This window comes from Pauljensenia sp. UMB6358 (genome assembly GCF_030216865.1).
Lineage (GTDB): Bacteria > Actinomycetota > Actinomycetes > Actinomycetales > Actinomycetaceae > Pauljensenia > Pauljensenia turicensis_A.
In genome coordinates this window covers 29,962-41,515 of the sequence record NZ_JASOMS010000003.1, presented here as the reverse complement: position 1 = coordinate 41,515, position 11,554 = coordinate 29,962, and the positions used below count along the sequence as shown (strand labels likewise).

Here is an 11,554-nt window from a genome sequence, read left to right as displayed (position 1 = left end):
TGTAATGAAAGGAGGGCGAATGCCAACTCCTGATCTGCTCGACCCGAATAAGGAACACACTCTGATCCTGGTCAAGCCCGATGGGTTTGCTCGCGGTCTGACCGGAGAGGTTCTGCGTCGCATCGAAGCGAAGGGCTATGTCCTGAAGGGCCTGAAGATTAAGAAGGCCTCTAGGGAACTCCTTGAAGAGCACTACGCGGAGCACCGTGAGCAACACTTTTTTAACGGAATGGTTGATTTCATGAGCTCGGGCCCGCTCGTTGCCGTCGTGGTTGAAGGTGACCGCGTGATTGAGGGTATGCGTATTCTCATGGGCACAACAAACCCGACCTTGGCTGCTCCTGGAACTATTCGAGGCGATCTTGGACGCGACTGGGGTTCGAACCACGTGGAGAACGTTGTTCACGGTTCAGATTCCCCGACTTCTGCTGAGCGTGAGATCGCACTGTGGTTCCCTGAACTGTGTTGCTGAGACTATCTTGTATGAGCGTGAACCTGTCCGAGGAGCACGCATGACATTATGAAAAAGTGGTGTTTGCATCTGCAGGCGCCACTTTTTCTTATTCTTCCCACAGTTTCCACGTATCCTTGACCCGTGCACTTAAAGAACCTGACGCTACGCGGGTTTAAGTCTTTCGCGTCTACGACGACGTTGAAGCTTGAACCCGGGATCACCTGTGTCGTGGGTCCGAACGGTTCGGGTAAGTCGAACGTTGTGGATGCACTTGCCTGGGTGATGGGCGAGCAGGGCGCGAAGAGCCTGCGTGGCTCTAACATGTCGGACGTTATTTTCGCCGGCACATCGGGACGTCCGGCTTTAGGACGTGCGCAGATTGATCTGACGATCGATAACTCAGATGGCGCTCTTCCCATCGAATACACGGAAGTAACGATCACCAGGACACTGTTCCGCGGTGGGGGCTCCGAATACGCAATTAACGGTTCACCTGCTCGACTGCTTGATATTCAAGAATTGCTGTCCGATACGGGCATGGGACGTCAGATGCACGTCATCGTGGGGCAGGGGCGCCTCGACTCGATCCTTCAAGCAACCCCGGAAGATCGTCGCGGGTTCATTGAAGAGGCTGCCGGTGTGCTGAAGCATCGCCGGCGTAAAGAGCGTGCGCTGAAGAAGCTCGCTGACATGGATCAGAATCTCGTGCGTGTTCTGGACCTGACTGAAGAGATCCGACGCCAGCTGGGTCCTCTTGCGCGCCAAGCGAAGCAGGCGCGCAAGGCCTCGTTGATCCAAGCACGAGTGCGAGACGCGAAAGCTCGCTTGCTCGCCGACGATCTTGTGAACGTGCGCGAGAAGCTTGAACGTCAGTCGCATATTGATACCCGTCTCGAAGAGCTGAAGCGTGCGCATGAAACCAAGATTGCGGATCTGCGGGCATCAATTGAGGAAAGCGAACGCAATCAAGAAGCTCGCGCTCGCAATGCGAATGACGTGACGCGAGTCTGGCAGGAAGCGACCAGCGTCCATGAGCGTGCGAAGACGACGCTCGCAATCTCTGCCGAGCGCGTCAAACAGTATTCGCGCCCCGAAGCTACACCGACGGGTGAAGACCCGGATGTCTTGGACCAGAGGGCATTAGCTGCTTCGAATGAGGACGGGGACCTTCTCCAGCGTGTTCAGCAAGCCCAACGTGAATTAAGTAGCCTCGTACGCGCCAAGGAACAAGCGGAAGACGAAGATCAACGCGCAGCCAAAGAACTCGCCAGGGTCAACGCACTCGTCGCTGACCATCGTGAGAAAGTGGCGCGCCTGACGGGTGATGTTGGGAGTGCTCACGCCCGATTGGAAGCCGGTGAAGCGGAAGCCGGTCGTGCTCGTAGCGCGCTCGAAGCTGCACTCGCGCGAGCTGAAGAAGCGAAGAAAGCCGTTGAGGACGCGCCCGAAGAATCGGGTGGCGATTTCGATGTGAGTCGCGCGCATGCGCAGGCGGGCATCCATCGTGATCAGGCACGAGCAAAAGTTGATGCCCTCCTTGCCGCTGAACGCGAAGCTCGCGCCGATCGTGCTCACTGGGAAGCGCGTCGTGATGCCCTGACCCAGCTTCTTGCGCGTGACGATGACACGGCTCACCTGCTCGATCGTGACCACGTGCTGGGTGCCGTCCAGGATTTCGTGAACGCCCGCCAAGGAACCGAGAACGCGATCGCGACGCTACTTGGCCCATTTGCGGACGCCGTCGTCATGGATTCCCTGGATTCTGCGCTCACTCAAGCGCGCGACGCCCAGGAGTCCAATAGTGGCCAGTTACGGATGATGATCGCGAATGGGGACGAGGTCGCGCCTGCCAAGCAGAAACTACCCGAGGGCCTGACGTGGGCGCGAGAGTGCGTGACACCAGACCCGAAAGTCGCAGCGAGCGTTTCAGCCTTGCTTTGTGGCGCAGTAGTTGCCAACGATCTTGATGCTGCCCAACGTGGCATTGCGATCGACACAGTGGACGTTGCCGTTACATTGAGCGGAACAATGGTGACTCGTTCAGGTGTTATAGCAGCCGGACAGACAGCCGACTCATTACTTGCCATCAAAGCCCAACACGAAGCAGCCGCTACGAAGGCCGAGGCAGCACAACACACGTGCGATGCCCTCTCTGATGAACTCACGGCAGCGAATACTGCGCTGGACCTGGCAATACGCGGAGCGAACGAAGCCCTGAAAGCTCTGCGTGCCCACGACGCCCTGCAGGCTGAACGCGCTCAAAAGACTGCACGACTCCAGTCCGCGCTCGCAGCCAGTGAAGCTGAGGTAGGCCGTGGACGAGAAGCGCTCAAACGTGCCGAGGATCATGTCGAATGGGCTAAAGAACGCGTTGAAGAAGCGCGATCGAAAGTCGAAACACTGTCGGAGAGTCCCTCTGAAGACGTCGACGCAGCGCGCGATAAAGCTGAGGGTGCTGCCAGAACGGCGAAAGAAGCCCGTGAAGCGGAAACCTCAGCGCGCCTGGCATTGCGAGCATTAGAAGAACAATCCAGGCAGGCTGGCGCGCGTGCCCGAAACCTTCGCCAGGCAGCAGCAAAAGAGCGCGAAGAGCGTGGCCGTTATGCGAAGCGCGAAGCTCAACGCCAGGTTGCGTTGCGTGCTGCAACGGAGATTGAGGCCGACGCGCGTCAGGCAGTGAACGAGGCTGCCCAGCTGCTTGCTATCGCCTCGGCCCGCCAGACGGCGGTTGCTGAAGAAACTCGGCAGGAAAATGAGCGCGTTGGTGCCCTGCGCTTGGCCGTGGATGAAGAAATGAAGCGCCTAGCCGACGTTACTGGCGAGGTTCAACGTGACGAAATTGCGCGCACTCAACTGGAATTGCAAGCGAGTGATGTTGAGCGTCGAGCAATGGAAGAGCTTGCGCTCGATGCTGACACTTTGATTGAAGAATACGGACCCCATACCCTGGTACCCGTTTTCCCATCGGACCCGGATGAAGAAGTCAGCGAAGAAGGCCAGCCTTTTGTTCGAAGCGAACAAGAAAAGGCTTTTGAGAAAGCTTCAAACGAGCTGGTGCGCCTGGGGCGCGTGAACCCCCTGGCTTTGGAAGAACACGATGCTCTGGCTGCTCGTCATGCATTCTTGATGGAACAGGTAAAAGACCTCAAAGAATCAAAAGCCGATCTGATGAGCATCATTACCGATGTGGATCGACTGGTTGAAGAAGCATTCGTTTCCGCATTTGAAGACACGAAGAAACAGTTCGCGCACACCTTTGACGTTTTGTTCCCCGGCGGTACAGGTGATCTGATTTTGACCGACCCAGATTCGCCTTTGACCACGGGCATTGAAATTGAAGCTCGCCCCGCCGGCAAGAAGGTCAAGCGAATGAGTTTGCTGTCGGGTGGTGAACGCTCACTCGCAGCTATTGCTTTCCTCGTCGCGATCTTTAAAGCTCGTCCATCTCCGTTCTACGTGATGGACGAAGTTGAAGCCGCACTCGACGACGTGAACTTGTCGCGTCTTCTGGCAATCTTTAAAGAACTACGTGAAGAATCTCAGCTGATCGTGATCACGCACCAGAAACGCACTATGGAGATCGCCGATGCTCTCTATGGCGTCTCGATGCGTGATGGTGTGACAGGAGTTGTTTCCCAGCGTCTTGCGCGCTCATAATGCCGTGTTAGTGTGAGAAACCCGTGTCCGCATCTTTATGTTTTCTGCCCGCGCGATAACAAAGACAATGGGTACGCCAGATGGCGTACCCATTGTCTATTCAGTAGTCGTGGCGTGGTCAAAGAGAACCGAGACAGCAGATGATCAGTTGTCCTTGTTCAGGAAGTGACGTTCGTCGAGGATCGAGGCGCCCGACAGCATAAGGGCGTCAAGGTTTTGCGTCGCGTGGTGGGCGCAGAAGAACAGTTGGAAGCCGGATGGCATCGTGGCACGCAGCCACGCCTTCGCGCCACACTTGTCGCAACGGTCGGCGGCGTTGAGAACCGGGGCCGTTGAGGTTTCTGGCTGAAGTGAAAGCGTTGTCATGTTTCAATCACACACTAAAGAGTCGGTAATGTCGCGTTCAAAAGCGATTGTTCACCCTCGGCGCAATCCGTACGCGAGTGTGCTCATCATGCGAGCAAGTGGAACACGCGTCATCTGGAAGAATACGGCGAGGTGAAATGGCGCTCATTCAATGATTCTTTAAGATAAGCGGGTGACTTCTTCATCTGACTATTCGGCACGGCACCTCAGCGTCCTTGAAGGACTGGAAGCTGTTCGTAAGCGCCCCGGCATGTACATCGGTTCCACGGACCACCGCGGTTTGATGCACTGTCTCTGGGAAATTATCGACAATGCCGTTGACGAGGCTCTTGAAGGTCACTGCGACACGATCAATGTGCGCCTGCACCCTGACTATTCTGCGTCGGTGGCTGACAACGGTCGAGGTATTCCGGTTGACGAGGTCCCCGGTGTCGGTTTGTCAGGCGTCGAGGTCGTGTACACGAAGCTTCACGCTGGTGGTAAGTTCGGTGGCGGTTCCTATGCGTCATCGGGTGGTCTGCACGGCGTGGGTGCGTCCGTTGTGAACGCGCTGTCCGCGCGTCTTGACGTGCAGGTTGACCGCGGCTCAAAGACATGGGAAATGTGTTTCCGTCGCGGTGAGCCCGGCGAATTCGACGATTCGAAGCAACGCACCCCGAATTCACCGTTCACTCCGTTTGAAGAATCTTCACAGCTGAAAACCGTTGGCAAGGTAAAGAAGAATGTCACCGGTACACGCGTGCGTTTCTGGGCTGACTTTCAGATCTTCCCGTCAACCGAAGGATTCTCATGGGAAGCTTTGTGTGCGCGTGCACGCCAGACCGCATTCCTTGTTCCCGGCCTGACCATCAACTGCTGGGATGAGCGCGCAGAAGAAGAGCTTCACGAGTCATTCCGCTACGACGGTGGCGTCGTTGACTTTACGAACTGGCTGGCCAGCGATGGTCCTGTGACTGACACGTGGCATATTCAAGGTGAAGGAACCTTCACCGAAACCGTTCAGGCACTCGATCCGTCAACGGGACACCTCGCTGCGACCGAAGTGGAACGCACGTGCCAGGTGGATTGCGCCTTGCGATGGGGGATTGGCTACGATACTTCACTGCAGTCATTCGTCAACATTATTGCGACCCCGAAGGGTGGCACACACGTTGCCGGTTTCGAGCAGGCTGTCTTGAAGGTGTTGCGCGCGCAGATTGATAAGAACGCGCGCAAGTTGAAGGTGGGTACCAAAGATGGGCGTCCCGAAAAGGATGATGTCCAAGCGGGTCTGACTGCCGTTGTCACCGTCCGTTTCCCCGAACCGCAGTTTGAGGGGCAGACCAAGGAAATCCTGGGTACACCACAAGTCCGTACGGTCGTGTCTCGCGTTGTCACCGACTGGCTGAATGCGAAGTTTAATTCCTCAAAGCGCGACGACAAACAGCAGACGTCTTCGTTGATGGAAAAGGTTGTCGGCGAAATGAAAGCGCGTGTTTCAGCGCGTATTCACAAGGAAATTTCGCGTAAGAAGAATGCGCTTGAAACATCCTCTCTGCCCGCGAAGCTCGCAGACTGCCGAATGGAAGATGTCTTAGAAACCGAGCTGTTCATCGTCGAGGGTGACTCGGCACTGGGCACGGCAAAGGCGGCACGCAACAGCCAGTATCAGGCGCTCTTCCCGATTCGAGGCAAGATCCTGAACGTCCAAAAGGCATCGACAGCGGATATGCTGGCGAACGCGGAATGCGCGAACATTATCCAGGTCATTGGTGCAGGATCAGGTCGAACTTTCGATCTTGATTCCGCCCGCTACGGCAAGGTTATTTTGATGACCGATGCTGACGTCGATGGCGCGCATATTCGCACGTTGTTGCTCACCCTGTTCTTCCGCTATATGCGCCCCATGGTCGAAGCTGGCCGAATTTACGCTGCTGTTCCACCGTTGCACCGCATTGAAGTGAGCGCTAAGGGACGCAAGCCTCGCGAACTGATTTACACGTATTCCGAAGATGAACTCCACAAGAAGCTTGCTCAACTGCGTAAGGCGGGGCGGACATGGAAAGAACCGATCCAGCGCTACAAGGGCCTGGGTGAGATGGACGCGGACCAGTTGGCTGAAACCACCATGGATCGCGCGCATCGTTCCTTGCGACGCATCACCCTTGATGATGAAGACGCTTTGCGCGAAGCAGAAGATGTGTTCGAACTGCTGATGGGTTCCACGGTGGGACCGCGTAAGGATTTCATTGTCGAAGGATCCTCTGGCATCGACCGCATGCGCATCGATGCCTGAAAACTCCCTGTCGCCTCATCCGTGTTGGGCCTCGTCTTTTCGCACCGTGTGTATTGAGCACCTGGCCGCTGAGACCTAGCGCAGAACCTTCCCGCGTATGTGACCAAAGACCCGATGCGCACGTACACTAGGATCTATGACTGGACTTGCGCAACGTTTGAAGCCACCAGCCTCAGTTTCGTATCCGGGCACCCACATCGGATTGAGGTGGCGTTCGATGATCGCCTCCGACGCTCCGGGTGTTTATGACGTGATTCGTCAGGTTGAGGCTGCTGATGAGATGCATCATCGTATGAGTGCATCCGACATCGCCGACATGGTGGAAGGTCGCACGCAAGATTTCTGGATCGATGCGCTTGTCGGTATCGATTCAGACAATCGTATTTGCGCAGTCGCAGCCGTTCGAGTCCTCACTTCGCTCTCAGATCATGCTGCCGCCGAGGTCAACGCCTACATTCATCCGCATTGGCGTGGACGTGGATTGGGCCGAGCTCTCCTCTACTGGCAAGATGGCCGTGCCCGTCAAATGCTGGTCGAAACATTCGGAGCGGACTCGAAGGTCCCCGCATCAATTTTCAACGTCGTTGATGCCCACATGACGGATCGTCGTCGTTTGTATATTGCGGCGGGCTTCTACGCGAAGGCTACGTTCCAAGTGATGTACCGCGAGCTTCTAGGGGCTGAAAAGGCTCGGAAGCCTCGCCACGGCTATTCGATCATTCCGTGGTCCGATGTTGATATGGGGAGCGCGAAAGCACTGTACTTGCGTTCTTTCGCTGAGCACACCCTGCCCTACTTGCACGAGGCCTGGTGGGAAGAATCTACCTCGAATTTGGATCCTCGCTGGTCGTTCGGAGCAGTATCTGAGCAGGGCGAGCTGGCTGGCTGTTTCGTCGTGGGACGCCCCGTTGAACGGTGGGCCGCGACCGGTAAGACAGAGGCATACGCGGAACTTCTGGCCGTTGATCAATCGCATCGTGGGCACGGGCTTTCAACCGCGTTGATTGGTGCAGCGGTGGCGGCGGCCGCTGAATCGGGAATGTCCAGGATCGGATTGGATGTGGATACGAAGAATACGTCGAACGCCCATGCCATCTACGAGCACCTCGGTTTCCTTGACGGGCCCGCGCAGGTTTTCTATTCGATTGACCAATAAGGTGTCCTGCGGGTTAGCGTGCCCGTGGGCGAATACGGGGACGTGAATATCTCACAATCTGGTGGTGACAAGAAAGGACGCGCATGGCTGACAATGCGTTGACGGGTGAAATCCCGCTGGCTCGTCGTACAGGCGCATCCGACGACGTGCCATTCCCGCCGTCCCATCATGGGATTGTCTGGGAAGAGCTCAGCATGAATCGCCTGCATGAATTGGCGACGCTGATTGCGCGCATGGAAGCGCAGGATAATCCTCCATATCGCACCAGTGTCGACGAAGTCGAAGAGATGCTGTCGGCTGAAGGCTGGCGTGGGCTGGCCGGTATGACGACTCGTGGTATCGCGAAGGGGCGCATGGTCGCTTACGGTCGCGTTGCAATGCGCCAGAGTGGTCGTGTGGAGTGCCTGTGCGACGGAGGCGTTGACCCGTCGTTCCGTCGCATTGGCTTGGGCAGTTCGCTGGTTGAATGGCAGGAAGCAGTTTCGCGTCAGATGCTTGCTACAGCGGATACGGATGCGCCGGCTCAGATCACCATGCTTGTCGAGGCGGGTGAAAATGAGCTGGAAGAGCAGCTTCAGTTGCGTGGCTTCCACTGGACCCGTTCGTACTATGAACTTCGCGCGGATCTGTCCCAGATTCCTCCGACTCCGGATCTTGGCCGTTATTTGACGATTGAACCTTGGTCGGATGAGTGGGATGAACCGGCGCGTCACGCCGCGAATCGGCTCTCCGAGATTGAGTGGGGTAGTCCTGCCCTCACTCGTGAACAGTGGCTGATGGGACGTACTTCTTTCGTCCCGCAGTGGTCGTTCGTTGCCGTGGACCGCAGGGGTGACCGTCCGTGCGTGGTTGGTTTCCTTCTTGCCTCGAAGTACGTCCAGGACTGGGCTGCTCTTGGTTGGCGCGAAGGCTATATCGACCAGATGGGTGTCTTGGAAGAGGCGCGTTCGGATCGCGTCGTCGATGCCCTGATTACGTCGTCGATGCGCGCGATGGCAGCCGATGGGATGGATCGTATCGGCGCTGGGCTCGGAAGCGCGAATCATTCCAGAGCGCTTGCCGTCTACGATTATTTGGGTTTTGCGACGGTGGGTCAGACGCGCTTGTACGCGATCGATGTGTGACGAGGCCGCGCCGGCACTTTCGCGCCGGCGCGAACCGTTGTAGCGCCTTAGCCGATGAGGGTGATTGGAAGAACCACGGGAGTACCTGACCCATCGCGACGTTCGTCAACGTCGGGCAAGTCAACGGGGGAGCCATCAGCTGAGGCGCCTCGAGGTCGACGGTCACCCACCCACGCCAAGTCAATGCGATCCTCACCGCGCAGGAAACGCTGGGCGCGGACGCCTTGACCACCGCGACCCTTGACCGGGTAGAGCTCCAGCGGAGTTACCTTAGCGGTCGTCTGACCCGTTCCCGGCAGTGCTCCTTCAGCTGCTGCGACGGTGACGACGAAGGAGTCTGATGATACTGACAGAGCCCAGAATCCGAGTGCTTGGGCACCATCGTTCAGCTTCATACCAGCCATACCAGCGGCGGTGCGACCCTGCGGTCGTACCTTCGATGCCGGCGTACGAAGAAGCTGCGCGTCGGTTGAAACAAAGACAAGATCGTAGTCGTCGGCACACGGTCCGAAACCAACTAGACGATCACCGTCATCCAGTGTGATGACTTCCCATTCGTCACGGGCAAGTACATCCGGCTTCAAGCGCTTCACGGTGCCGTGGGCAGTACCCATCGCATACACCTGGTCTGATGCGGGATCAAGCAAACCGATCGCGGGAGAATTCGTGTGCAAGAGCAGAGATGCGGGCGTGGCTGCGGCCAGCGACAATCCTGTATCGAAGCGGGGGAGCGCGGGTAGGTCCACGACCTCTATGCGGTGAGCAACACCGTCTGCTGTAACAACCGCGATCTGAGAACGTGCGGTCGACGACAATTGTGCTATCCACCCGTCGTGGCTGGCACGAGGCCCCGGTTCTAGCGGGTCTCCGCCTTCAATTCGAGCCAGACCACCGTTCGATGACAGCACAACGACGCACGGGTCATCAGGGATCTGCAGGTCCATTCCCTTGCCGGACTTCGATGTGGCCGGCAACGTAGCAGCCAAGGCGGCGCCACTCGTCGCCTCGTTCCCCGATTCGGCTCCGGCAGACGACAGCAGCAGAGTCCGCCGGGGAGTAGCCAGACGCTGAGCAACATCGCGCAACTCAGAGATGACCAGTCCTCGCAACATCACCGGATCGGAAAGAATCTCTTCAAGGTGTGCGATCGTTGCGTGGAGTTCATCGCGTTCGTTCTCTAGCTCGATGCGCGAGAACTTGGTCAAGCGACGCAGGCGGAGCTCCAGAATGTAGTTCGCCTGAATATCGGTCAGGTCGAAGGCAATCTTCAGTCGTTCGCGAGCGGTTTCCACGTCGAAAGACGAACGAATAATCGCAATGACATCATCAATATCGAGGACTGCGATCAACAAACCTTCAACCAGGTGAAGGCGATCCTGAGCCTTACCCAGACGGAACTTCGTGCGTCGCGTTGTCACGTCAAGACGGTGGTTGACGAATACGCTCAGCATGTCTTTCAAACCGAGGGTACGAGGCTGACCATTGACGAGGGCAACGGCGTTGATCGAGAAGGAATCTTCAAGAGGTGTGCGCTTGTACAGCTGTTGCAGGACCGCTTCGGGGTTGAAACCGTTCTTGATTTCGATGACCAAACGCAGGCCGTGGATACGGTCAGTCAGGTTCTGAACCGACGAAATACCCTTCAGCCGCCCGGCGTTAACGTTTTCCTTGATCTTTTCGATGACCTTTTCGGGGCCGACCATGTAGGGCAGTTCGGTGACGATCAACCCCATCTTGCGTGCGCTGACGCGTTCGACTCCGACCTTTGCGCGAGTCTTGAAAGCACCGCGACCAGTTTCGTAGGCGTCTTTGATTCCATCGAGTCCGACGATGACGCCACCTTCAGGCAGGTCAGGCCCGGGCACGAAACGCATCAGGTCGGCGACGGTGGCATCCGGATGCTCAATCAGATGAATGGACGCTGCGATTGTTTCAGCAAGATTGTGCGGGGCAATATTCGTTGCCATACCAACAGCAATACCGGAAGCGCCGTTGACCAGAAGCTGGGGGAATGCCGCTGGGAGTACCTCGGGTTGCATGAACTGGTTGTCGTAGTTCGGCACGAATTCAACCGTGTCTTCATCCAAACCGGTGACAAGATCCAACGCGGAGGGAGCCATACGGGCTTCGGTGTAACGCGCGGCTGCGGGGCCGTCATCAAGAGAGCCAAAGTTGCCGTGTCCGTCGACTAGGGGAAGACGCAGGTTGAACGGCTGAGCGAGGCGCACAAGAGCCTCGTAAATTGCCGAGTCACCGTGCGGGTGAAGCTTACCCATAACCTCGCCGACAACACGCTGGGATTTCACGTGGCCCTTGTCGGGGCGAAGTCCCATCTGATCCATCTGGAACAGGATGCGTCGTTGCACGGGCTTGAGGCCATCGCGTGCGTCTGGGAGTGCGCGAGCGTAGATGACAGAGACGGCGTATTCCAAGAAGGAGGTTCGCATCTCTTCGGAGACATTGATTTCACTGATGTCTTCGTCCGCAACGGGCAGTGGTTCTACGAGGTCCTTCTTAGCCAT

At 57.1% G+C, this 11,554-nt stretch carries 7 protein-coding genes; 5 read left to right on the top strand and 2 right to left on the bottom strand.

Going from position 1 to position 11,554, the window contains the following annotated elements; translation table 11 throughout:
* Nucleotides 1-19 precede the first annotated feature (19 nt).
* Complete coding sequence (gene ndk, locus QP381_RS03065; RefSeq protein WP_006681586.1) at nucleotides 20-472, top strand: nucleoside-diphosphate kinase; 453 nt, start codon at nucleotides 20-22, stop codon at nucleotides 470-472.
* Between the two features lie 123 nt (nucleotides 473-595).
* On the top strand, nucleotides 596-4,111 hold the full coding sequence (gene smc, locus QP381_RS03060) for a chromosome segregation protein SMC (RefSeq protein WP_285067772.1): 3,516 nt from the start codon (nucleotides 596-598) through the stop codon (nucleotides 4,109-4,111).
* Between the two features lie 144 nt (nucleotides 4,112-4,255).
* Here smc and QP381_RS03055 read toward each other — a convergent pair whose 3' ends face one another.
* Nucleotides 4,256-4,477, bottom strand: a complete 222-nt coding sequence (locus QP381_RS03055; RefSeq protein ID WP_006681584.1) for a DUF7455 domain-containing protein — start codon at nucleotides 4,475-4,477, stop codon at nucleotides 4,256-4,258.
* A 172-nt stretch (nucleotides 4,478-4,649) separates the two neighbouring features.
* On the opposite strand from QP381_RS03055, the gene QP381_RS03050 reads away from it, so the two are divergent.
* The 3 genes from QP381_RS03050 (at nucleotide 4,650) to QP381_RS03040 (ending at nucleotide 9,032) form a co-directional block, all read left to right on the top strand.
* The gene (locus QP381_RS03050; RefSeq protein ID WP_006681583.1) at nucleotides 4,650-6,752 is read left to right on the top strand and encodes a DNA gyrase/topoisomerase IV subunit B; all 2,103 of its coding nucleotides are present in this window, start codon (nucleotides 4,650-4,652) and stop codon (nucleotides 6,750-6,752) included.
* 217 nt (nucleotides 6,753-6,969) lie between these two features.
* Entirely contained in the window at nucleotides 6,970-7,908 is a 939-nt protein-coding gene (locus tag QP381_RS03045; protein ID WP_006681582.1) for a GNAT family N-acetyltransferase, read from the top strand.
* 83 nt (nucleotides 7,909-7,991) lie between these two features.
* The gene (locus QP381_RS03040) at nucleotides 7,992-9,032 is read left to right on the top strand and encodes a GNAT family N-acetyltransferase (protein ID WP_285067771.1); all 1,041 of its coding nucleotides are present in this window, start codon (nucleotides 7,992-7,994) and stop codon (nucleotides 9,030-9,032) included.
* 47 nt (nucleotides 9,033-9,079) lie between these two features.
* Here QP381_RS03040 and QP381_RS03035 read toward each other — a convergent pair whose 3' ends face one another.
* Nucleotides 9,080-11,554 carry a DNA gyrase/topoisomerase IV subunit A gene (locus QP381_RS03035; protein ID WP_285067769.1) on the bottom strand — a complete coding sequence of 825 codons (2,475 nt, stop codon included), beginning with the start codon at nucleotides 11,552-11,554 and terminating at the stop codon, nucleotides 9,080-9,082.